The organism is Marinobacter sp. S6332 (genome assembly GCF_023016045.1).
In the GTDB taxonomy this organism is placed as follows: domain Bacteria; phylum Pseudomonadota; class Gammaproteobacteria; order Pseudomonadales; family Oleiphilaceae; genus Marinobacter.
Genome location: NZ_JALKAP010000006.1, coordinates 217,529 through 240,135, shown reverse-complemented (window position 1 = coordinate 240,135; position 22,607 = coordinate 217,529). Strand labels below are relative to the sequence as shown.

Here is a 22,607-nt window from a genome sequence, read left to right as displayed (position 1 = left end):
ACGGTATTTTGACATATTGTTGCCGTGGTAGGTGGCCCCTCCTATGTAGCCAGACCGGTTCAGTGCGTTGGAACGCCTGCTCAAGCTGGCTATTGCCATATGAGAAGCAGGACATGTTAGCTGATGCTTAATGCTTTTCTCGGCAGAGCACCTCAGATAATCCCCGCCTCTAAGCTGGCTGCTATCGACATTCCAAGCTCCTCACATTGGTCAACAAACTCCTCCTGAAACTCCCCCCGACAGATAACAGGCTCTTGAACTAGGCGCCATTTTAAGCCGGTAGTAATGCTCTCTATTGCCCTGCGAGTACCGGTGCCATCGTGGCCAGCGCGTATGTAGTAAGCAAATGGGAGAGCTTGGGTTTTCTCTAGGCATGGGTAGTAGCTGCGATCAAAGAAGTCCTTCAAAGCGCCGCTCATATAACCTAGATTTTCAGTGGTGCCGAGGATAATGGCATCACAGGCAAGAACATCATCCGGACCAGCGTCTAATGGCGCCAGCAAGGTTACTTCTACGTTTTCGATATCTTCGTGCCCTGCACCCCGCGCGACTGCGTCGCGCAGGGTGAGAGTATTCGGGGAAGGAGCATGGGATACGATAAGTAATTTCTTTTTTCGGTCCATATGCACCTCACGCTGTCTTAGAGCAGTTCACCGTTCGCTTCAGCAGGAGCTTCCGCGGCAGCGTCTTTGGCTGACGGCTTGGGCATCAGCCTTTCGCGCACTTTTGCCTCAATTTCCTGTGCCATTTCAAGATTCTCTTCCAAGAACTTGCAGGCATTGGCTTTGCCTTGGCCGATTTTATCACCGTTATAGGCGTACCAAGCACCAGACTTGTCTACGAAGCCCTCTTTCACACCCATATCGAGCACTTCAGCCATGTGATAAATGCCCTTACCGTAGAGAATTTGGAACTCTGCTTGACGGAAAGGAGGAGACACTTTGTTCTTAACCACTTTCACACGGGTTTCGTTACCCACTACTTCATCGCCGTCTTTCACAGCACCGATGCGACGGATATCCAAACGCACGGATGAGTAGAACTTCAGAGCGTTACCACCGGTCGTGGTTTCCGGGGAACCAAACATCACACCAATCTTCATACGGATCTGGTTGATAAATACCATCAAGCAGTTGGCATGCTTCACGTTACCCGTGAGCTTACGCAATGCTTGCGACATTAGGCGGGCCTGCAGGCCAACGTGGCTATCGCCCATTTCGCCTTCAATTTCTGCCTTTGGCGTAAGAGCAGCAACAGAATCAACAATGATGACGTCAACTGCGTTGGAGCGCACCAGCATGTCGGCGATCTCCAGCGCCTGCTCACCGGTATCCGGCTGGGAAACCAACAAGTCATCAACATTAACGCCGAGTTTTTCTGCGTAGATGGGGTCTAGCGCGTGCTCAGCATCGATAAACGCACAGGTCTTTCCGGCTTTTTGTGCTTCGGCGATTACTTGAAGAGTCAGCGTTGTTTTACCGGAGCTTTCAGGGCCGTAAATCTCCACGATTCGACCGTAAGGCAAGCCACCTATACCCAAAGCAACGTCCAAGCCAAGGGACCCGGTGGAGACTGCAGGAATGGCTTCGCGGGGCTGATCACCCATTTTCATCACGGCGCCTTTACCAAACTGCCGTTCAATCTGGCCTAATGCTGCGCTCAATGCTTTTTTGCGATTGTCTTCCATCAGTGTAAACCCTCTGTTGCCTTGGCCAACGGCACTGTAGTCAAGCCGGTGGAGATATAGTTAAACAGGAAGCCGTACAGTGGTTACAGCAGATTCCCTGTATATTTGAACAGTATTAAAACATACCCCGAAGAAGAGGCCAACCCCTGTTATTGTGAAAGCCTACAGGTTTGTTTCAAAAACTCCCTAACACCTTGCAGGGCAAAGAGAACCGCCTGTCGACGCACCTGATCACGGTCGCCAGCGAAATGCTGAACAACCGCTTCGGTACTCTCGATACCACTCCCCCAGGCAAACCAAACTGTTCCTACCGGCTTTTCCTCAGAACCACCACCGGGCCCTGCTACGCCGCTAATCGCAACTGCAACATCCGCCCCGGTTGTTGCCAGTGCACCGGCAACCATTTCGCGAACCACCGGTTCGCTTACGGCTCCGTGGTTGTCCAGCGACCTACCGGTAACACTCAGAAGTTTTTGCTTCGCCTCATTGCTGTAGGTAACCAGACCGCCTATCACGTAGGCGGAAGATCCCGCTTTATCGGTCAACACCTTGGCCACCCAGCCACCAGTGCAGCTTTCCGCAGTAACTACCGTGAGCCCAGCTTTTAGCAATTCATCAGCCAACTGGTTTCCTGCGTGTTCGAGTTCGTGGTCAGTGGCAGGCATAATGGTCTCCCTCGTTTCATCACGGGCGTTATTTTCTTACAATCCGTGGCTTCATCCAAAGCAAGATTATCCGGACTCGTCCATGTCAGCAGCTCAAAACAGCAAACCCCAGCACACTCCCATGATGCAGCAATACCTCAAAATCAAGGGCCAGCACCCGGATGAGTTGGTGTTCTACCGCATGGGTGACTTTTACGAGCTGTTTTATGACGACGCCAAGAAAGCCGCAGAGTTAATGGATATTACCCTCACAGCAAGGGGGCAATCCGGCGGTAACCCGATTCCCATGGCGGGTATCCCGTTTCATTCATCTGAAGGCTACATTGCCCGTCTGGTCCGCGCCGGTCAATCCATTGCCATAGTTGAGCAAATTGGCGACCCGGCAACCAGCAAAGGCCCGGTAGATCGCCAGGTGGTTAGAATTGTTACCCCGGGCACTCTAAGCGACGACGCCTACCTGGAAGACCGCCGCGACAACTTGCTAGCTGCAATCTACCATCAGCGCGAGCACTTCGGTTTTGCCTCACTGGATATCTCCAGCGGTCGTTTTGTTGTTTCAGAACTGGATAGTCTGGAAGCCCTACAAGGCGAACTGCAACGGCTACGCCCAGCGGAGATTCTTATCAGCGAAGATTTCCCCTACCCGGACGTTGTCGCTGGGCTTACCGGCATTCGGCGCCAAGGCCCCTGGCTTTTTGAATCGGATACTGCGCGCCGGGTACTCACCCAGCAACTGCAGGTTCGCGACCTCACCGGCTTCGGCTGCGAAGATCTAAGCTTGGCTATTTGTGCAGCTGGTTGCCTGTTGCAATACGCGAAAGAAACTCAGCGCACTGCCCTACCCCACATTCGCAAACTCACCCGGGAACGCCGGGATGAAGCGGTGGTTCTCGATGCTACCAGCCGCCGCAACCTAGAAATCGACATTAATCTTATGGGCGGCCATCAGCACACACTGGCCTGGGTAATGGATAAAACCGCTACTTCTATGGGCGGCCGCGAGTTGCGGCGCTGGCTAAACCGACCTCTGCGGGATGTAAATGTGGTTCAGCAACGCCAGCAAGCCGTATCCGCCCTGCTTGAAGGCTTCCATTACGAGCCTGTACACGACTTGCTCAAAACCGTCGGCGATATTGAACGTGTGCTCGCTCGTGTGGCCCTGCGCTCGGCCCGCCCGAGAGACCTTGCGCGCTTGCGGGACGCCTTTCATGCACTGCCAGAATTACAGAAAGCCCTAAAGCCGGTTAACTCCCACCACATTGTTAAGCTCGCGACGGTAATAGGCGAATACCCCGAGCTCGCCGACATGCTGGAGCGCGCGATTATCGACAACCCTCCCGTCGTAATTCGCGAAGGCGGGGTGATTCGAGAGGGCTTTGATGAAGAACTGGACGAGCTGCGTAACATCAGCGAGAACGCGGGTCAGTACCTGTTGGATGTCGAAACCCGTGAACGGCAGCGCACCGGTATAAGCACCTTGAAGGTTGGCTACAACCGGGTACACGGCTACTACATCGAAATCAGCCGGGCTCAGTCTGCTCAAGCTCCGGTGGATTACATCCGCCGTCAGACTCTAAAGAACGCAGAACGTTTTATTACACCGGAGCTGAAAGAGTTCGAAGACAAAGCTTTAAGTGCCAAGAGCCGTGCGTTGGCTAGAGAAAAAGCACTTTATGACGAGGTGTTAGAAACCGTTGCCGAACAACTCGCCCCCCTGCAGGATGCCGCACAGGCGTTGTCAGAGCTGGATGTGATCAGCAACTTCGCTGAACGCGCCACCACCTTACGCTTTGTTGCACCGGAGTTTCGTGATGCCCCGGGGTTTGATGTTGAGGATGCCCGCCACCCGGTGGTTGAACAGCTTCTGGATGAGCCTTTCGTACCCAACAACCTGCTAATGGATACGCAGCGCCGCATGCTGGTTATTACCGGCCCCAACATGGGCGGTAAGTCCACCTACATGCGCCAAGCGGCGCTGATCGCTTTGTTGGCTTACACCGGGAGTTTTGTGCCCGCCAATCGCGCCGTACTGGGGCCGGTTGATCGAATCTTTACTCGGATGGGGTCATCGGATGATATCGCTGGCGGGCGTTCGACCTTTATGGTGGAAATGACCGAAACCGCGAACATTCTGCATAATGCCACTGAACTCAGCATTGTACTGATGGACGAAGTGGGCCGGGGCACGAGCACCTTTGATGGTTTGTCTCTGGCTTGGGCGACTGCAGAACATTTGGCAAAAGAAATTCGCTGTTACACCCTGTTTGCTACTCACTACTTTGAACTTACGCAGCTTGCAGACGATCTTGAGCTCGCAGTGAACGTGCACCTCACAGCAACAGAGCACGACGACAGCATCGTATTCCTGCACAATGTACACGAAGGCCCCGCCAGCCAGAGCTATGGCCTGCAAGTCGCGAAACTGGCAGGCGTACCTCAGAGTGTTATAGGCAACGCCAAGGCGCAGTTAAAATTGCTAGAGGGCAGCGCTGTACCTGCAACCATTGCATCTAAATCCGTCGCAGAGTCACCCAAAAGACAGCCAGCAATACCCACCCAAACCGTATACCAAGGTGATATGTTTGCCAGTGCAGAGCCCAGCGCTGTTGAAGACGCTTTAAAAAGCCTCGATCTGGACGACTTATCCCCCAGAGAAGCCATGAACCGGCTCTATGAATTGAAAAAATTATTGAAAAATTGAGGGGAAATTGACCTGAGTAATAAGGTTATAGCGGCCAGACGCTTGCGGCAGTGCGGGCTGCTCCCTACAATATCGCCCATTAAATATAACCATGGAGCCTGACAACATGCTCCGGATGAGATTGACCACTGGACCAGGGATCTGATTATGGCGTTTATCGTTACCGATAACTGCATCAAGTGCAAATACACAGACTGCGTGGAAGTATGCCCGGTAGATTGTTTCTATGAAGGGCCAAACTTTCTGGTAATCGACCCGGACGAGTGTATCGATTGTGCTCTGTGTGAACCCGAGTGCCCGGCCGAAGCGATCTTCTCAGAAGATGAGTTGCCAGCCGATCAGGTTGAGTTTGTTGAGATTAACGCCGATCTGGCGGGCAAGTGGCCCAACATCACAGAAAAGAAAGATCCGCTTCCAGAAGCCGAAGAGTGGGATGGCAAGCCCAACAAACTCCAGTATCTGGAAAAATGATCACAATCAGGCCATGCGGTACCCGTAGGGTCTAAACAAAAAAGGGAGGCCGTTAACGGCTTCCCTTTTTTGTTTGTGCGCTCTAAATAGCTAACTGAGAACTGATAAAACCCAGCAGGCCTTAAGCAGACGGCTCCAGTATTTTGCGTGCCGCAGCGGATTTATAAAAAGTCGATAGTCTCCTGCGCACGAGCGCTTCAATATAACCTTCTTCTTGCAGCAGGCCAATTACAGGGATAGCCCAGGCGTCCACCTCAGCAATAATCACCTCGCGGGTAACACCCAGATCACCAAGCAGGTCGGTCAGTGGTCGATCACCGTATTTCACAAACAGGTGCGCAACCACTGCCTGAGCACAGCCTTGAAAGTAGGCTGTTTTCCGGAACTGTAGCCAGAATTCATAGCCCAGCACCACAAATGCTTGCAGCTCAACATCGCCAAGGCCTTCGCGAAGCTCGCCAACCGTGCGATCCTCTACAGCAACCCAAGCTGCCATAACCGTATCCCGCACTTCATCATCGGAAAGTGCGCGCTGTAGGAACTGCTCACTGCGATTAATCAGCCCCGGCAAACTATCGGAAAGCCAAGCTTTTAGTCTGCGTTCAAAGGTTTCATCCAGCCCGGGCACGGCTTTGTTAGCCATGCGCTTACCAAACTTCATCATGGACCCAACACCGGGTACCGATTTGGTGATCAGGTTGTCTTCATAGAGATAGTTAACAATGCCCTGATAGACCACATTTGAAACCAGCTCCTGATAGACCGGGTGAGCCATGATTTCGCTGATTATCCGTTCGCGCTGCTGGCGCAACTCAAGCATTTCTTCCACAAAGCCCGTGGCTTGCTCACGGGTGATAATGTCACTCAATACCGTGTTTGCCTGAACCGGTGCATTGAGCACCTCGGTGGCCATCTCACCCGCCAGCTCAGGGATGCCAGCATCCAATTCCATGTCCACAACAACCCGCTGAATGGTCTCCATCACCTGTTTTTTCGAGGCTATGCGATTCAGCGTGATAGTGCCTGCGTGGTCGAGAATCTCGCTAACCTCCTGATTGAGAAACTTGCGGAGTTTAGCGCCTTTTAGTGAGGCAACTTCGTGCTTCACGTGCAATTCCAGCAGTTGACTGGCTGGATCGATTTTATCCTTGCTCATGGTATTCACGGCCCTGTTGTTATGATGAAACTCAGCTTAACTTGAACTGGATACCGGGAGGCTAACACGAAGAGATTAAAGACGGGTTCGCCATAAATGCGGTCGACTTGCTGCGGCCGGGCCAGTACCTGCCGCAGTTGAGGCTATTATTGAAAATCACTGAAATTATGCGGCTCTGCCGCCAGCGCCAAGCACAGACTGCCGGGCCCAACATAAATACTGCTGGTGATGCCCATTTGTGAAAGCAACAACTCAACACCGCTTTTTTCACAAGCATTTCTAAGCTGATTAAGGCCGGGCAGATCTTCAATCTCCGTCCAGCTCAGACTGCAAGACAAGCTTACGTAGGGTGTAAGTAGCCCGGCTTCAACTCTTGCAGTGGCGTAGTTCATTACTTTCTCTACCGCCATATCGAAACTGCGGGTTTTCGCAACCGGCTGGCCCTCCACGCCCTGACCAAAAATGACCGGGGTAATGTTCAAAGCTTTACCCAAAAAAGCCACAACGCCGGATATGCTCTTGTCGCCACGGCGTCTGGCGCGCTCGCGAATGTAATGGAGATCCCGAGGAATTACGCAGGTAAATATTTTGTCCGAGAACCTTTCTACCTCGTTCCGCAATGCATTCTTGGAGAGTTTTTGACCGATGAGCTTGAGCGTATGAGCCGCCAGCAACCCCTGCCCCGCAAAGATCTGCTTACTATCAATCACTCTCATCGAAAACTTACCTTCGCGGCCGGAAGCCGCACGCGCCTGCTCGTAATTAGCCATCACGCTATTCATGGCTTCTGAGGCATTCTGAAAAACCAAACTTCTGCTGCGGGTCACCGTCTCACAAATGGCGACATCAAACTGAGGAACAATTTTTTGCATGAACAGGTCATGGATCTGCTCAGTGGAAAACGCGTGGGTTTCGGCATGGTGGCCTTTTTGCAACAACCCGCTCTGATAAAACTCTTGGGTTCTTACAGGGTCATGCTCGTCGATATATGTCTCACCATCAATAACGGCCGTCACCGGGAGAATAAACAAGTCATGCTTGCGGCTGAACTCGTAAGGTAAATCGCAAGCAGAATCGATGATCAGCCCTACCTTCATGCCACGCCTCCCGTATCCAACTCCTGCAGATTTTTCTCCAAAAGCGCTCTGTTGTCCTGCTGCCACGGGTGAAAACCTTTGCGGAAATATGCCAAAAACTCAGGCAAACATTGGCGTAAAATGCCGGGTTTTCCCCACAGAAAATTCAGCCCGCCAGCCCAAGTACGAAGGCTCCAAAACTTGCCGTCTGTTTTTAGTAGGCTGCAGGTATTCAGAAAGGTGTATTTAAAAAAGTTCCAAGTCACAAATAGAAAAATAATCCGCCTTAAGCGCTCATTTCCCACACACACCCGGTAAACATCAAACGCCACCGACTTGTGCTCGGTTTCTTCGATGGCATGCCAACGCCAGAGTTGCGCCATAACCGGCGTTGCACCCTCTAACCATTCGGGGTGGCTGAGAATGGCATTCGCCAGCACCGCCGTGTAATGCTCGGCACCGCAAGTGCCCGCCAGCTGCCGACTGGGTGGAAGCTTTCCAACCCACTCCATGTGCTTGCGAAAACGTTGGTCGAGCCTATCAATATCATAACCGCGCGCTTTCAAAGCCTCGTTGTAAGCTTTGTGCTCCCGGCTATGTAAGGCTTCCTGACCAATAAACCCACGAATCTCGGCCTTGAGTTTCGGGTCCTCAATTTTGTCCCGATATAGCCTAACTGCATTGATAAACTGCTGTTCGCCATCCGGAAACTGGAGCGACAAGGCATTGAAAAACGCGGTACGGAATGCATCATCGCCATGCCAGAGCGTTTTTAGATCTTCGCTGACATCAAAGTGCAGGTGCCGTGGTTTAACGGACACGCCATCGGGGGTAGAGCTTATTGTCATAACTGCCTCCTTTTTATTATGTCTTTTGAGCAGTGAGCAAAAAATCATCAATATAGGCAGTTTAGTACCGGGAGCAAGGCAGAAGAAAGGGGCAAGCCAGAAAAACGGACAGGTTGTCACAAAATGACACACTGTCATTCAAAAGTTACAGGCAAAAAAAGGGGAGGCATTTCGCCTCCCAAAGACACACAGACTCTAAACTGCCTCCAACTGAAGCCGGAGGCCAAAACTTCAATCCTTGCTTGCCTCTTCCACACCCGGCGCTTCGGGATCTGGAGTAAAGCCAATCAGTTTGGTTCGCTCTATCAGTAAGTAGAGTACCACTCCGGTCCCAAGGCCCCAGCCCGCTCCATAGACGGCCAATACCACACCCATGGTGCCAGCAATGCCCCGCTCAGTGTTATTTTCCAACTGTTCCAAACCCACCATTAAACAGATGTAGCCGGTCAGCAAGAGCGTCAAAGACAAGGCAATGGGTAATACCGGCTGGAAAAAGCTCACCAACGGTAAGATAAACAGAGCAATAAAGCCGGTAATCCAGAAGGTGCCGCCACCACTGTAGATGGAGTCCATGGCATTGCGGCCATACTTGTAACGCTCAGCCATGGTGGCGGTTACGGCGGTCCAAATTGGGCCAGCCAGCCCAGGGTAAGGCGCAAAGAAAGCATGACCGCCGTTACGGATGGCCGTTACCAAATGCACACGGTCTATGCTGTTGTCGATGTCCTCATCTTTACGAAGGTGATCCACACGGTTCATCAGGGACTGGCCCACTACAATATCACCGAAGGCAATAATGTAAGCGATGACCGCGGTCGGAATGGCATACAGGAAGACTTTGGGGTCGGGGAACCCGACAGTAAACGGCAGATAGTTCCACAACTCGTCAAAAGCGGGTTTGGTGATGCCCCACTCAACATTCGGTACTTCGTATTCGCCTGTGGCAAAACCCACGAGAATAGCCACAACCATACCGGGCACCATGCCGTAGTTGGCTATCTTGCGGGCAAAGGAGTTGCTCTCAACAAAGCCCTTGAACGACACAGAAAACATGAGATACAAACAAACCAGGCCGCCAACAATCAGCGATATAGGCGTATTGGCCACGCGACCGCCTACTTCAATTTCGCCCATCAGAGCTGCGATACCCGCACCAATAATAATGCCGCCCTTCATAGACCGGGGAATAAGATCAACCAGTTTGCTCCCCAACCGGGTAACGCCCAGAAACAAGAAGATAATAAACACCAAAAACTGCAGGGCGAACATCGCTTGTATAGCCTCGGGGCCCGGCTCGAAGTCACTCAGAAAAAGCAACACAACGGGAATACCCGGCGTGATCCAGCCCGGCACCAGTGGCACCCCCAGCAAGGCCGGTAGCATAAAGCCAATACCGCAAATAACCGCATAGGCAAGTGCCACGTCATAAGGCACGCCGAGGTATTTTTGCAGCAGAGGGATCATGGCCAAGCTAACCACAAACATGATCAGTGCTTGGACCATTTCCGCAAATTCCCAGCGATAATGCACAAAAGGAAGGCGGATTTTGAAAGGACCCGCAGACCAGAACGGCTGCTCTTCCCCGTTTTTTCGATGGAACATTTGCATAACAGAGTCTCCCGGCACAGTCGCTCAGCGCGTGCCCGATTAGGTTATTGTGGTGTGGTATCCGGCAGCGCCAGAGTTGGCGCTGCCCTTTGGGAGGTTAGTGAAGCTCTTTGGCTTGATCCCTTAGTACGAACTTCTGGATCTTGCCCGTGGAGGTTTTGGGCAGCTCCGAGAAAACGATAGTCTTGGGTACTTTAAAACGAGCCAGATGCTCGCGGCAGAAGTTAATAATCTCCTCCTCGCTCACATCTCCGGCCTCTGGCTTCAGGGTCACAAAGGCGCAAGGCGTCTCGCCCCATTTCTCGTCTGGACGCGCAACAACAGCGGCCTCAAGAACAGCAGGGTGTCGATATAACGTATCTTCAACTTCGATGGTCGATATGTTCTCACCGCCAGAAATGATGATGTCCTTCAGGCGATCCTTGATTTCCATATAACCGTCTTCGTGCCATACGGCTAGGTCGCCCGTATGGAACCAGCCGCCACGGAAGGCTTCCTCAGTGGCTTTCGGGTTTTTCAGATAACCCTTCATAACGGTATTGCCGCGCAAGAATATCTCGCCAATGGTTTTGCCATCTTTGGGCACAGCTTCCATGGTATTCGGATCGCCCACCATGGTGCCCGCGAGGGTGTGATAGCGCACGCCTTGGCGGGCTTTTATCTTCGCTCGATCATGTAATGGCAGATCATCCCACTCAGATTTCCACGCGCACACGGTCACCGGGCCATAAACTTCCGTTAAGCCGTAAACATGAGTCACTTTGATGCCCATTTCCTCCACCGCACCTATCACTTGGGCAGGGGGCGCAGCGCCAGCTGTCATCGAACGAACTTCGTGATCAATACCAGCCTTAGATTCTGCAGGTACATTCAGCAAGGCGTTCAGCACGATGGGTGCGCCGCACATGTGTGTAACCTGATGGTCGCGAATCAACTGTAGTATTTTTTCTGGATCAACTCTGCGCAAGCAAACATGAGTTCCTGCCATAGCAGTAATTGTCCATGGAAAGCACCAACCGTTGCAGTGGAACATTGGTAGAGTCCACAGGTACACCGGGTGCATTCCCATCGACCACACAGCCTGATTACCCAAGGCATTGATGTAAGCGCCACGATGGTGATAAACCACCCCTTTCGGGTTGCCTGTGGTGCCGGACGTATAGTTCAACGATATGGCGTCCCACTCATTGTCCGGAAAGCTCCACTGGAAGTTTGGATCACCTTCCTGCAAAAACGCTTCGTAGTCCAAGTCACTGACCTGAACACCCTCACCGTATTCGGGATCGTCCACATCAATAACCAGCGGTTTGTTTTCCAAGCGGCTGACGGCATCGCGCACCACATCACCAAACTCGCGATCGGCAATAACAGCTTTTGCTTCGCCGTGCTCCAGCATAAATGCAATGGCCTCTGCATCCAGGCGCACATTCAGAGTGTTCAGAACAGCGCCGATCATCGGCACACCGAAGTGGCACTCCACCATGGCTGGAATATTTGGCAACATGGCAGCCACGGTGTCCCCACGATCAATACCACGGCCTTTCAGCGCCGAAGCAAGCCGCCGGGAGCGATCGTAAGTTTGGGCCCAGTTATAGCGGATAGCCCCATGAATAATAGCGGGATAGTCCGGGTAAACGCTGGCTGTGCGCTCGATAAAATCAATCGGCGATTGAACTGCGTAATTAGCATCAAGGGGCGTAAGGCCCTGATCGAAGATTGAGGTCATGGGGTATTCCTCTCGGTGAGTCTGCCGTCTGTGAGACTGTTGTTCTTGTGGCGTATTCAGCAAAATCGTTAGACTACTCATAGTCTTTTTATAGTCAGAATAATATAAAATCGAACGAAAACTAGAAATTACACCAACGTATTATAGTGCAAATACTATACCTCTCATTTTTCGAAACATACGGTTGCCACTATGAGTATTAGTTTGTCAGATGCAGACCCGCAACCCGGGCTGAGGCTGGATAAGCTCGGGAACGTCTTACAAGGCAATCTGGCGGCAAAGGAATTGTGGATAGAACATGATCTGACAAACGCCTCTGGCCTGCTGCCAACAAATGTTCAGGCTTTGGTTAAGGCCGCGCTGGAACAAGCCCGAGCTATTGAAGATGTCGAAACCCGAATCAACCACACCATCCTGAAATGGACGTTTATTCCCTGCCTGCAAACTGGCCAGGTGCTCGCCCGGGGGCGGGATGCCACCGCGGACGTTCTGACCCACGAGCAAGCCGTCCGATCGAATCGTCTCTACCGGGTAATCACCGAAAACACCACCGATCTAATTTCACGGCATGCTCCGGATGGGCGCTTTATCGACGCAACACAGGCGTCATGGCGCTTGCTTGGGTATTGGCCAGAGGAGCTTAGGGGCAAGTTACTAGAGGACATTTTTCAGAGTGACAGCGCCACCCGACAGCTAACGGAGACGCGCAACCGTTTGAGAGATGATGGCTATGCCACCATGACGTTGGACTTAACCCACCGTGATGGGAGTAAACGTTGGTTCGAAATCGCAAGCCGGGCTATTAGAGAAACCTATACCGGCGCAGTGGTTGAGGTGGTCAGCGTATCCAGAGACATCACGGCAAGGGTAGCGTCGGAAGACAACAACCGCCGTTTGGCCGACGAGCTTGCCCGCACTGCCCGGCTTGCTGCACTTGGGGAGTTAGCGTCCAGCATTGCCCACGAGATGAACCAGCCTCTGGCAACCATCGTCAACTTTGCCAGCGCCAGCCAACGCTATCTGAAAAATGCCGACACACACCCGGAACACCTTGAGCGTGTTGGTGACGGACTTGAGAAAATTATCCACCATGCCAATCGCGCTTCAGAAGTCATCAAGCACTTACGCGCGTTCCTGCGCAAAGGTCAGAAGCGGACAGCGGCTGTCCAACTAAACGAAACGATCATGAATGTCACCCGCCTTTGCCAATGGGAGGCTGACAAAAACAACGTCGATATTATCTGCACACCTGCTAAGTGCGAACCAACAATTATCGCTGACCCGGTGTTGCTGGAGCAGGTACTGATCAATTTGATCCGTAATGGTATGGAAGCAAATGCCGAAGCGCATACCAATCAACGGGATAACGAAGGTTCCCGTCTGATCATCTCAACGTCGATAAACAGCGAAGGCGAAACGCTGATTGATGTAACAGACGAAGGCCCCGGCCTTGATGAGCAGGGAATCAGGCAAATGTTCCAGCCTTTTTACACCAGTAAACCTCAGGGGCTGGGGCTCGGCCTTTCCATGAGCCGCTCGATTATTGAAGGCTTTGGTGGTTTTTTGGACGCTCAGGCAGCTCCAACAGGTGGCCTTACCTTAACCTGTCGTTTCCCGGCAGCACCCGCAAACAAACGTATACAAAGCATGGAGACTGCTCCTAATGAGTAACCAACCAACACCCGGCACCCCCACTGTTTACGTTGTTGATGACGATGCTGGCATGCTGGAGTCAACTCAGTGGCTACTAGAGTCTGTCGGTTTAAACGTAAGAGCTTATAGCGACGGGCGAAAGTTCCTTGATGCACTGGAACATAGCAAGGGAGGCTGCGTAGTGCTCGATGTAAGAATGCCTGGCCTCGGCGGGCTAAATGTTCAAGAGGAGCTGCAAAAGCGTGGTATTGAGTTACCGATTATTTTTGTTTCTGGCCATGCCGATGTGCCCATTGTGGTCCGGGCCTTTAAATCCGGTGCCTTTGATTTCATTGAAAAGCCATTCAATGAGCAGCTATTGCTAGACAGCGTGCAACAGGCGCTGGAAGCTCATCAGCACTCCAACAATCTGCAGCAGGGCGACGAACAAACTGATGCGCTCATCTCAGCACTTACGCGCCGCGAACGAGATGTTTTTCTACCTATGGCGCAAGGCTATATCAGCAGGGAAATTGCTGAGCAACTGGGAGTGAGCGTCAAAACGATTGATCTTTACCGGGCGCGCGTCATGAAGCGACTGGGTGCGGAACGACTGCCCGATGTTACAGGGATAGCAGTGACCGCTGGGTTGATTGACCCATTGAACCTGCGCCCTTAGGCATTCAGCGCCAGCTCTTCATGGGTCAATGCACCAAGTCTCGCAATGGCTTGATCAATTCTCTCGCACCAGGGATTACCGCCGTTTAGCCGGAGGCATGATTCAAACTTCCCTGAAATCGAGAACATCAGGCCCGGCGCCACATTGATATTCTCTGCACGAGCACGGTGATAAACCCGTGTGCCGGAAACGCCAGCAGGCAATTGCACCCAGAGTACAAAGCCACCCTGAGGCCTGCTGACTGCCGTACCTACTGGAAATGAACGTGCCACAGCAGCCCTCATGCGCTCTATCGCCTCGCGGTAGTTCTGTCGGGCTGAGCGTAGATAGCGATCGTATCCGCCTTGTTCAAGAAAGTTCGCAACCGCCATTTGCGGAATAGACGATGTCGCCAGGTTGGAAAAGTATTTTTGCTGCCGGGCACCTGCCATGTGGCGACCGGGCAACATCCAACCCAGCCTAAGCCCGGGTGAAATGGTCTTTGAAAAAGAGTTGCAGTAAATCACGTTATCGGCGCAATCAAAGGCCTTGGCAGGTCTTGGCCTTTCTCCTGTGTGATAAAGGTCCCCGTATATGTCGTCTTCAATCAAAGGCACATCAGCGGCGGCCAGCATGGACACAAGCTGCTTCTTGCGCTCGTCCGGCATTCTGGCTCCCATAGGGTTGCTGTGATTGCTCACCACCACACAGGCTTTCAGGGGCCACTGCTCCAAAGCGAGCTGCAAACCTTCAAGGCTAAGGCCATCGGATGGGTGAGTGGGTATTTCTATCGCTCGCAGCCCGACCACTTCAAGAGCCTGAAGAATACCCGGAAACGATGGCGACTCAACGGCAACAATGTCCCCGGGCTGGGTAACGGCACGCAGACCCAAGATAATAGCTTCCTGAGCACCGTTGGTGACAAGAACATCATCTGGCGTAACCGGAACACCCACAGAAGCCATACGCTGCGCAATCTGTCGGCGCAGTGACTCTTTGCCGGGGAACGCATAGTCCAGCGTCTCAAGGCCATGCCGTGCCGCCCACATCGTGCTCTGCTGAATCTGCCGCAACGGCAGAAAGTCAGCATGGGGAACGGCGGTCGCCAGCGGCACCATGCGCTTCTGCTCATCTGCACACAAGTCCAAAGTCATCTCGCGCGCACTAACAGGGACAGGCTTGCCCCTATGCTTACGCATAACCGGCTCTGGCACATCAACGAGAGGTAAGCGCACAAAATACCCGCTGCGCTCCCGGGCTTGGAGGTAACCTCGGGCCTCTAGGGTTTGGTGCGCCTGCAGTACCGTTGAAATACTTACTTCCATCTGTTTGCTTAATATCCGTACACCCGGCAGGCGGTCGCCATCACGGTATACGCCGTCTTGTATCAGCGCCTGCAGCCTATCTGCTACTTGGTTATAGAGAACACCCATTCGATTTGCCTCGCTTAATCACTCATTCACTTGCCTTTAGCGGCTCGCGAGCTGCCATTGCAGCAGATCGGCATCCAACGAGAAGAGTACAGATACCGGCAAAAATAACCGGTACAGATTGCGCAACAACCATTCTGTACCGGTTCAAAATCATATTATCTGAATCTGTTATGGCTGTATGCACAGGAGGACAATGACTACATCGCAAACAAAAGAAGGAGTTTCATCATGGGCATAGCAAATAATCACGCACAGGCGGCAACACGTAACAATCTTTTCGGGTTTCAGCCAAACGTTCCGTCATTATTTGAGGACGGAGGGAAAACTAGCCACCAATGGCTGGAACATTTAGGGTTTTCTGTGAATAAAGTGGATCAGGAACACTGGGTGGCAACACACCACACCGCCCTGCCCGAACTCCATTTTTACAGTGCCCGTGAACTTGCTCAGTTTGCCAGCTACAAAGCTCACCACTACGCTAAGCGTTTGCTTCCGGAGAATAGAACATGACTTACCCTATTTATCAGGTAGACGCGTTTACCAGCGACATTTTCAAGGGTAACCCCGCCGCCGTTATGCCTCTAGAAAGCTGGCTTCCGGACGAAACCTTGCAGGCACTGGCCGCCGAAAATAATTTGGCGGAAACGGCGTTTTTTGTGCGTGAGGCTGACCGTGAGGGCGCAGATTTTCATATACGCTGGTTCACTCCGCGCGTAGAAGTACCGCTTTGCGGGCACGCTACTCAGGCTAGCGCTTGGGTCATTTTTAACAAGTTAGGTTGGGGCGAAAGCCTGATTCGCTTTCATTCCAAAAGTGGCCCTTTGGGCGTTCACATGACCACAGACAACTGGCTGGTTTTGGACTTTCCAAACCTCCGGATTGAAGAACAGAAAACGCCGAAGATTATCATTGAAGCTCTTGGCACTGCGCCCGAAGCAGCGTTCCACGTAACGAACGACACCAATTATATGGTCGTTCTGGAAAACGAGGCTGCTGTAATAGCAGCGCAACCAGATATGCGAATACTCAAGCAGCTAGGCAATAAGGGCCTGATTATCACTGCGCCCGGCGATCAGGTTGATTTCGTGAGCCGATATTTCGTACCTGGCTCCGGCATTGATGAAGACCCTGTTACCGGCTCGATTCACAGCGCTTTAGTGCCCTACTGGGCCGAAAAGCTCGGAAAAACCAAACTGGAAGCTAGGCAGTTGTCTGAACGGGGCGGAGTGTTGCGCTGCGAGCTCAAAGGCGACCGAGTTGCAATCGCCGGGCAGGCTGCGTTTTATATGGAAGGAGCGGTTCATCTGGAATGAGCCGAACCAAAGCTATGAGGCTGGTATACTGCGCGCCACACAAACCAACCGGCGAGCAGCAATGACGGCAAGTTCCAGCAACCAGTACGATGTGATCATTATCGGCGCCGGAGCCGCTGGCCTCATGTGCGCCGCCACAGCAGGTTATCGCGGGCGCAAGGTGTTGGTAATTGATCACGCCAACAAGCCGGGGAAAAAAATTCTCATGTCTGGTGGCGGGCGTTGCAACTTCACCAACCTGAACAGTACGCCTAGCAATTTTCTATCGGATAATCCGCGCTTTTGTATTTCCGCCCTTAAGCGCTATACCCCTCAGAATTTTCTGGATCTTGTTGAGCGCCACGGCATTGAGCACGAAGAAAAAGCCGCTGGCCAACTGTTCTGCAAAGACAGCGCGAAAGAAATACTGGCCATGCTGCTGACGGAATGCGAATGGGCCGGAGCTGAAATTCGCATGAAAACCAGCGTAAAAAACATTACCCAGAGCGCTGGAAACTACCGCGTTAACAGCAGTTCAGGCACCCTCACCTGCGAATCTCTGGTTATCGCCTGTGGCGGCCTTTCCATACCCACCATGGGCGCCACAGGTTTTGGCTACGAAGTCGCACGGCAATTCGGGCTTACTATTCTGCCCACCCGGGCTGGGCTTGTGCCTTTCACCCTGCATCCCGAATTGAAGCAACAACTGGCCCCGCTCTCTGGTGTTAGCTGCCCCGTGGAAGCGTCCTGCAACAACCACCATTTCCGTGAACCCATGCTGGTAACACATCGTGGGTTAAGCGGGCCATCAATGCTGCAAATCTCTAGTTTCTGGCAACCCGGCGACCCGCTAACCATCAATCTGCTGCCTGAACGCAACATTCGCGAAGATTTAGAATCTCTGCGCAAACAAAAGCCACAATCAACCATCGCCCAATATCTTATCCAACATTTGCCTAAGCGATTCGCACAGACCTTTAGCGAGCTACACCGGTGGGAAGGCCCTATGCAGAACTATAAGAACAGCGATCTTGAAAAGATCTCGGAAACGCTGGGCCAGTGGAACGTTAAGCCGGCAGGCACAGAGGGATACCGAACGGCAGAAGTTACCTTAGGCGGCGTCGACACCCGCCAGCTTTCGTCGAAAACCATGGCCGTACTGGAGCATCCGAACTTGTATTTTATCGGCGAGGTTGTGGATGTGACGGGGCACTTGGGTGGGCACAATTTTCAATGGGCCTGGGCTTCGGGGGTGGCGGCGGGGCTAGCCGTTTAAGGGGTAAGCACTGTCTATTTATTCCGACAAATTTGATTGCAAAAAGTCATTTAGTACTTGTACTGGCATGGGTTTCCCCAAAAAATATCCCTGCAATTGATCGCAGCCGATGTTACGCAGAGTGTCTATCTGAGAAATCTCTTCCACCCCTTCCCCAACAGCCGTTGCGCCAAACGCATGCGCCATGGCTATGGTTGCCTTGACGATGGCGGCATCACCCCGATCAGAGAGCATATCGCGCACGAACTCGCGATCGATTTTCACCTTATCGAACCGGAACAGTTTCAAAAAACTCAGACTCGAATACCCCGTGCCAAAGTCATCTGCCACCAACCTCACCCCAAGCCCCTGAATTTCATCAAGTATCTGGCGAGCCATGATCGTTTCCTGCAAAACACTCCCTTCAGTCAACTCTAGTTCAAGCTTCTGTGGCGACAGGCCACTAAGCTCTAAAGCCTTCTCTACCGTCTGTGTTAATGCTGGCTCACGCAACTGGCGCGCAGAGACATTAACAGCCACGAAACCAGACATAATCCCCAAATCCTGCCACTTTCTAGCTTGCTGGCATGCTTGCTCTAACACCCACTGCCCAATGTCGATAATGAGGTCACTTTCCTCGGCTATGGGAATGAACCGGTCTGGCTGCATAAACCCGTGCTTGGGATGCTGCCATCTCAACAGCGCCTCACAACCAACAATCATTTTGTTTTTAGCATCGACCACTGGCTGATAGTGCAACCTCAATTCATCGTGAGCTAGAGCATGTCGTAAGTCATTTTCAATATTCAGGCGCTCTGAGACCTCTATATTCATCTCAGGCACAAAAAAGCAATGCCTATTTCGCCCTGCTGATTTAGCCTGATACATTGCTGTATCGGCATGCATTAATAAGGTTTCAGGATCACTTCCATCAGAAGGAGACATGCTAACCCCCATGCTGGTGGTCACAGTAAACTCCCGTCCCATCAGCAGCATCGGCTGCCGCAGGACCTCGCCCAGGTTTCTTACAATGGTAATGGCATCTTCAGGCTTAGATAGACGTTCCAGAATAACCGTAAATTCATCTCCCCCCAGACGGGCTTTGGTGTCATGCTTACGCAAGTGCGTCTCTAGTCGGCGCCCAATTTCACGTAGCAACATGTCACCAACTGCATGCCCCATCGTATCGTTAACCAACTTAAAGTTATCGAGATCAATGAACACTACAGCTACCATCAGGTTATTCCGCTGCGACTGATTAAGAGCTTGCTCAAGACGATCCTCAAACAATGTTCGGTTAGCCAGACCGGTCAACTCATCATGGGTGGCTCGCTGCAACAGCTCTGCTTCAAACCGCTTGCGCTCGCTAATGTTTCTAGCAATTGCCGACAAATGACGTTCATTTTCGTCGCCGCTGCTGTGGGCAATCAGTAGTAACAAAACAGGAATTTCTCCTGCCGACTCGCTCCATAGCTTAAGTTCTCCACTCCAAAGACCATCAGACAAAGCCTTGGGCAAGGCCTGTTCGCGTATCAGTCGCAGTGAAGCAGAGGTTAACAAATCATCCAGCTTTTGATTCGCGACGTCTTCAGTGTGAATTCCTCTAAGCAGTCTCCGCCCTGCCGGGTTGAGGTATATCAGCTTCCGATCTTTCGTAAACATGGCAGTGATGTCTGGCGTTGCATCAAGGATCGACAAAAGGCGCTGCCGGTCTGCCTCCATTTTCAACCGCTGGGTAGCATCCCGAACCACCGCGATCACTCGGTGCTGACTACTATCGCTTACCGGGCTGAGGCTAATCTCTACCGGTACCTCTTTGCCATCCTTGCGCAAAGCAGCGATGGTGCCCCCCATCGCTCGAGCTTTTGGCTGGCTGATATAGTGACTGTGATTGGCACTGTGAGCCTTTCGATAACGATGCGGAACCAAGTCATCAATATTTCGCCCCAACAGCTCTTCTCGCGGGTATCCGAAAATTCGCTCGGCCTCCCGATTCATCCGAACAATGTTTCCATCACCCGAACTGATGATTATCCCATCTGCAGCAGACTCCAAGATGCTGTCGGTTTCTATTTCAGCACACCGCGCGACCTCCGCCTCCTCCCGCAACTGATCGAGAAGATGCCGGGTTCTATGGTTACTCTTGTTAAAGGCGTCAACCAGTTCGCCTACTTCATCTCCAGCCTGATACTCGAGGTGCCATCCGTAATCACCCAGTTCGGATTGGCGCGCTAGAAGCGCCAGGTTACGCAAGGGGCGCACGCCCTGCCGGTAACCTGTAAATGTAATTCCAATTAACAGAAGTAATCCTGAAAACTGCAATGCGTTTAATACCTTGTGCTGCAGACCCTGAGCACGACGCTGGCTTGCAACCAACAGTTCGGTCAGAGTTTGCGCCCGGGCCAACAACTGCTCGTTATTCGATTCAAGATACTGTTGTTGAGCAGAAAATCCGCCCGTAGGCAAGCGTTTGAGCACGAGTTCAGCAGCAACGCGATACTTGGCCCAAGCAGCCTGTAACTCTTCAACGTTCATTTTAATCTGCTGACGATCGCTTTCGAACAACAATGAAAAGGGGGCAGCCTTCAAGACTTGAAGGCTCGTCTCATAGCCATCGATACTCTGCTTGATAGCATCAGCACAAGATGGGCCGGTAGCACGTTCCCTTGCGTCATTAGCCACACAAACGATCGATAGCAACGCGATACGCTGACTATGCATTCGCAGCTTACCAGCCTCGTTCACAAGCCCGCTAAAGGATGCGACCTGACTCGTTCCAAAATAACCGACACCGGCATGAACACTCCACAGAACCAAAAAAACCAGCGCCACCAACGCCAGCTTGCGGCCCAGAGTTAACCGAAACACGCCTTGACTGCGCTGCTCAAAGGAAGGAGACGTAAACTCTTGCCTCTTGAGTAGGTACTCACGGTCCATTGCAAGCCCCGCTACCTGGATAGTTTTTTTCGTTATTTATTTATATTCTTTTAATAGTCATATATACATATGGCCATCATTTTGACATGCATCAATTTTTTGAGCTTTTCTCAATGCATCCTCCACATTGCATCATTTGACTTGAATTCAGGTTGTCATCGAATGAGCAAACGCAGTCTTTCCGAGTAGTATTTGAGCGACTCCCATGAGAGCGCTATGATTGCCTCATAAATTCGCGCGAGACACCCTATATGAGCACCTCCTCACCCTACGATAACCTACCCGACGCACACGGCTTTTTTGGTGAATTTGGCGGGCAGTTTGTGCCGCCGGAAATGAAGCAGGTAATGGACGAAATCAGTGTCGCCTATCAGGAAATCCGTCAACGTAAGGATTTTCAGGAAGAGTTGGCCTATCTGTTGGCAGATTACGTAGGCCGGCCGAGCCCGATTTTTTATGCACGGCGGTTATCCGAAAAACTCGGAGGCGCCCGCATCTATCTGAAACGTGAAGACCTGAACCACACTGGCGCTCATAAAATAAATCACTGTTTGGGTGAAGCCTTATTGGCGAAGTTCATGAACAAAACCAAGGTGATTGCAGAGACTGGCGCTGGCCAGCATGGCGTTGCCTTGGCAACTGCTTGCGCTCTAGTGGGCATTCCTTGCGAGATCCACATGGGCACTGTGGATATTGCCAAAGAGCACCCAAATGTAACCAAGATGAAAATTCTTGGGGCGACGTTAATTCCAGTCACTCGCGGCACAGCGACCCTAAAAGACGCTGTTGATAGCGCATTTGATGAGTACCTTAAAGACCCACACAACTTTATTTATGCAATTGGCTCAGTCGTTGGGCCACACCCTTTCCCGGGTATGGTTCGTGATTTTCAATCCGTGGTGGGTCGCGAAGCCCGCGAGCAGTTTCTGGAGCGCTACAGCAAGCTACCGAATTACATAGCAGCCTGTGTAGGCGGCGGCTCTAACGCTATGGGCATTTTTACGGCTTTCTTGAACGATGAAAGCGTCAAACTGATAGGCGTCGAACCCGCCGGAGAAGGGCTCGACACAAAACGCCACGCGGCCACCATGACCCTTGGTAAGCCGGGCCAGATACACGGCATGGCCTGTTATGTGCTCGAAGACGACGAAGGCAACCCGCTGCCAGTCCATTCCATCGCTTCCGGGCTAGACTACCCGGGGAGCGGTCCTCAGCACAGTTACCTGAAAGATCTGGGCCGAGTGGAATACGCCAGCGCCGATGACACGGAGTGCTTGGACGCTTTCATGATGCTGTCACGAGTAGAAGGGATCATTCCTGCGTTGGAAAGCGCCCATGCTGTAGCTTGGGCTATACGTGAGGCACCTAAACTGTCGCAGGAACAATCGATACTGGTTAACCTTTCAGGCCGTGGGGACAAAGATGCCGACTACGTGGCGGAGAAGCTGGGGCTGAACTAAAT

18 protein-coding genes are annotated in these 22,607 nt (G+C 52.2%); 8 read left to right on the top strand and 10 right to left on the bottom strand.

What is annotated here, in order from left to right; genetic code table 11:
* Window positions 1-152 precede the first annotated feature (152 nt).
* The 3 genes from MWU62_RS11095 to MWU62_RS11085 form a co-directional block, all read right to left on the bottom strand.
* On the bottom strand, window positions 153-623 hold the full coding sequence (locus MWU62_RS11095) for a flavodoxin family protein (RefSeq protein WP_247114909.1): 471 nt from the start codon (window positions 621-623) through the stop codon (window positions 153-155).
* A 17-nt stretch (window positions 624-640) separates the two neighbouring features.
* The gene (gene recA, locus MWU62_RS11090) at window positions 641-1,687 is read right to left on the bottom strand and encodes a recombinase RecA (protein ID WP_247114907.1); all 1,047 of its coding nucleotides are present in this window, start codon (window positions 1,685-1,687) and stop codon (window positions 641-643) included.
* 149 nt (window positions 1,688-1,836) lie between these two features.
* Window positions 1,837-2,352 (bottom strand): nicotinamide-nucleotide amidohydrolase family protein, encoded by a 516-nt coding sequence (locus MWU62_RS11085; protein ID WP_247114905.1) that lies wholly within the window; start codon window positions 2,350-2,352, stop codon window positions 1,837-1,839.
* 82 nt (window positions 2,353-2,434) lie between these two features.
* Here MWU62_RS11085 and mutS point away from each other — a divergent pair, with 82 nt between their 5' ends.
* Together mutS and fdxA are read left to right on the top strand one after the other, a co-directional pair.
* Window positions 2,435-5,053 carry a DNA mismatch repair protein MutS gene (mutS, locus tag MWU62_RS11080; RefSeq protein WP_247114904.1) on the top strand — a complete coding sequence of 873 codons (2,619 nt, stop codon included), beginning with the start codon at window positions 2,435-2,437 and terminating at the stop codon, window positions 5,051-5,053.
* Window positions 5,054-5,200: 147 nt separating this feature from the next.
* A complete protein-coding gene (fdxA, locus tag MWU62_RS11075) occupies window positions 5,201-5,524 on the top strand; it encodes a ferredoxin FdxA (protein WP_247114902.1) in 324 nt (107 codons plus the stop codon).
* A 121-nt stretch (window positions 5,525-5,645) separates the two neighbouring features.
* On the opposite strand, the gene MWU62_RS11070 is transcribed toward fdxA, so the two are convergent.
* The 5 genes from MWU62_RS11070 to MWU62_RS11050 form a co-directional block, all read right to left on the bottom strand.
* Window positions 5,646-6,680 carry a hypothetical protein gene (locus MWU62_RS11070; RefSeq protein WP_247114900.1) on the bottom strand — a complete coding sequence of 345 codons (1,035 nt, stop codon included), beginning with the start codon at window positions 6,678-6,680 and terminating at the stop codon, window positions 5,646-5,648.
* A 146-nt stretch (window positions 6,681-6,826) separates the two neighbouring features.
* Complete coding sequence (locus MWU62_RS11065) at window positions 6,827-7,777, bottom strand: DegV family protein (RefSeq protein ID WP_247114899.1); 951 nt, start codon at window positions 7,775-7,777, stop codon at window positions 6,827-6,829.
* On the bottom strand, window positions 7,774-8,604 hold the full coding sequence (locus MWU62_RS11060; RefSeq protein ID WP_247114897.1) for a metal-dependent hydrolase: 831 nt from the start codon (window positions 8,602-8,604) through the stop codon (window positions 7,774-7,776). Before MWU62_RS11060 ends, MWU62_RS11065 begins: the two co-directional genes overlap by 4 nt.
* Before the next feature lie 231 nt (window positions 8,605-8,835).
* A complete protein-coding gene (locus tag MWU62_RS11055; protein ID WP_247114896.1) occupies window positions 8,836-10,212 on the bottom strand; it encodes a solute carrier family 23 protein in 1,377 nt (458 codons plus the stop codon).
* A 97-nt stretch (window positions 10,213-10,309) separates the two neighbouring features.
* Entirely contained in the window at window positions 10,310-11,938 is a 1,629-nt protein-coding gene (locus MWU62_RS11050) for an acyl-CoA synthetase (RefSeq protein ID WP_247114895.1), read from the bottom strand.
* 192 nt (window positions 11,939-12,130) lie between these two features.
* Between MWU62_RS11050 and MWU62_RS11045 the strand changes: the two genes are divergently transcribed.
* Both MWU62_RS11045 and MWU62_RS11040 read left to right on the top strand, forming a co-directional pair.
* Complete coding sequence (locus MWU62_RS11045; RefSeq protein WP_247114894.1) at window positions 12,131-13,609, top strand: ATP-binding protein; 1,479 nt, start codon at window positions 12,131-12,133, stop codon at window positions 13,607-13,609.
* Window positions 13,602-14,249, top strand: a complete 648-nt coding sequence (locus tag MWU62_RS11040) for a response regulator (RefSeq protein WP_247114892.1) — start codon at window positions 13,602-13,604, stop codon at window positions 14,247-14,249. The genes MWU62_RS11045 and MWU62_RS11040 overlap by 8 nt, the downstream gene beginning before the upstream one ends.
* Here the strand turns inward: MWU62_RS11040 and MWU62_RS11035 are convergent.
* The gene (locus tag MWU62_RS11035; protein ID WP_247114891.1) at window positions 14,246-15,661 is read right to left on the bottom strand and encodes a PLP-dependent aminotransferase family protein; all 1,416 of its coding nucleotides are present in this window, start codon (window positions 15,659-15,661) and stop codon (window positions 14,246-14,248) included. The two genes, MWU62_RS11040 and MWU62_RS11035, sit on opposite strands and share 4 nt — an antisense overlap.
* A 228-nt stretch (window positions 15,662-15,889) precedes the next feature.
* Here MWU62_RS11035 and MWU62_RS11030 point away from each other — a divergent pair, with 228 nt between their 5' ends.
* The 3 genes from MWU62_RS11030 to MWU62_RS11020 all read left to right on the top strand — a co-directional run bounded on the left by MWU62_RS11030 (window position 15,890) and on the right by MWU62_RS11020 (window position 18,229).
* Window positions 15,890-16,171 carry a hypothetical protein gene (locus MWU62_RS11030; RefSeq protein ID WP_216008516.1) on the top strand — a complete coding sequence of 94 codons (282 nt, stop codon included), beginning with the start codon at window positions 15,890-15,892 and terminating at the stop codon, window positions 16,169-16,171.
* Complete coding sequence (locus tag MWU62_RS11025) at window positions 16,168-16,974, top strand: PhzF family phenazine biosynthesis protein (protein WP_247114889.1); 807 nt, start codon at window positions 16,168-16,170, stop codon at window positions 16,972-16,974. The genes MWU62_RS11030 and MWU62_RS11025 overlap by 4 nt, the downstream gene beginning before the upstream one ends.
* Before the next feature lie 61 nt (window positions 16,975-17,035).
* Entirely contained in the window at window positions 17,036-18,229 is a 1,194-nt protein-coding gene (locus MWU62_RS11020) for an NAD(P)/FAD-dependent oxidoreductase (protein WP_247114887.1), read from the top strand.
* 18 nt (window positions 18,230-18,247) lie between these two features.
* Here MWU62_RS11020 and MWU62_RS11015 read toward each other — a convergent pair whose 3' ends face one another.
* Entirely contained in the window at window positions 18,248-21,145 is a 2,898-nt protein-coding gene (locus MWU62_RS11015; protein WP_247114886.1) for an EAL domain-containing protein, read from the bottom strand.
* Window positions 21,146-21,396: 251 nt separating this feature from the next.
* Between MWU62_RS11015 and trpB the strand changes: the two genes are divergently transcribed.
* The gene (gene trpB / locus MWU62_RS11010) at window positions 21,397-22,605 is read left to right on the top strand and encodes a tryptophan synthase subunit beta (RefSeq protein ID WP_247114885.1); all 1,209 of its coding nucleotides are present in this window, start codon (window positions 21,397-21,399) and stop codon (window positions 22,603-22,605) included.
* Window positions 22,606-22,607 lie beyond the last annotated feature (2 nt).

What these genes read in the sequence shown, in the direction of transcription:
- MWU62_RS11095 (WP_247114909.1), bottom strand. Translation starts at nt 623, where the DNA reads ATGGACCGAAAAAAGAAATTACTTATCGTATCCCATGCTCCTTCCCCG.
- recA (WP_247114907.1), bottom strand. Translation starts at nt 1,687, where the DNA reads ATGGAAGACAATCGCAAAAAAGCATTGAGCGCAGCATTAGGCCAGATT.
- MWU62_RS11085 (WP_247114905.1), bottom strand. Translation starts at nt 2,352, where the DNA reads ATGCCTGCCACTGACCACGAACTCGAACACGCAGGAAACCAGTTGGCT.
- mutS (WP_247114904.1), top strand. Translation starts at nt 2,435, where the DNA reads ATGTCAGCAGCTCAAAACAGCAAACCCCAGCACACTCCCATGATGCAG.
- fdxA (WP_247114902.1), top strand. Translation starts at nt 5,201, where the DNA reads ATGGCGTTTATCGTTACCGATAACTGCATCAAGTGCAAATACACAGAC.
- MWU62_RS11070 (WP_247114900.1), bottom strand. Translation starts at nt 6,680, where the DNA reads ATGAGCAAGGATAAAATCGATCCAGCCAGTCAACTGCTGGAATTGCAC.
- MWU62_RS11065 (WP_247114899.1), bottom strand. Translation starts at nt 7,777, where the DNA reads ATGAAGGTAGGGCTGATCATCGATTCTGCTTGCGATTTACCTTACGAG.
- MWU62_RS11060 (WP_247114897.1), bottom strand. Translation starts at nt 8,604, where the DNA reads ATGACAATAAGCTCTACCCCCGATGGCGTGTCCGTTAAACCACGGCAC.
- MWU62_RS11055 (WP_247114896.1), bottom strand. Translation starts at nt 10,212, where the DNA reads ATGCAAATGTTCCATCGAAAAAACGGGGAAGAGCAGCCGTTCTGGTCT.
- MWU62_RS11050 (WP_247114895.1), bottom strand. Translation starts at nt 11,938, where the DNA reads ATGACCTCAATCTTCGATCAGGGCCTTACGCCCCTTGATGCTAATTAC.
- MWU62_RS11045 (WP_247114894.1), top strand. Translation starts at nt 12,131, where the DNA reads ATGAGTATTAGTTTGTCAGATGCAGACCCGCAACCCGGGCTGAGGCTG.
- MWU62_RS11040 (WP_247114892.1), top strand. Translation starts at nt 13,602, where the DNA reads ATGAGTAACCAACCAACACCCGGCACCCCCACTGTTTACGTTGTTGAT.
- MWU62_RS11035 (WP_247114891.1), bottom strand. Translation starts at nt 15,661, where the DNA reads ATGGGTGTTCTCTATAACCAAGTAGCAGATAGGCTGCAGGCGCTGATA.
- MWU62_RS11030 (WP_216008516.1), top strand. Translation starts at nt 15,890, where the DNA reads ATGGGCATAGCAAATAATCACGCACAGGCGGCAACACGTAACAATCTT.
- MWU62_RS11025 (WP_247114889.1), top strand. Translation starts at nt 16,168, where the DNA reads ATGACTTACCCTATTTATCAGGTAGACGCGTTTACCAGCGACATTTTC.
- MWU62_RS11020 (WP_247114887.1), top strand. Translation starts at nt 17,036, where the DNA reads ATGACGGCAAGTTCCAGCAACCAGTACGATGTGATCATTATCGGCGCC.
- MWU62_RS11015 (WP_247114886.1), bottom strand. Translation starts at nt 21,145, where the DNA reads ATGGACCGTGAGTACCTACTCAAGAGGCAAGAGTTTACGTCTCCTTCC.
- trpB (WP_247114885.1), top strand. Translation starts at nt 21,397, where the DNA reads ATGAGCACCTCCTCACCCTACGATAACCTACCCGACGCACACGGCTTT.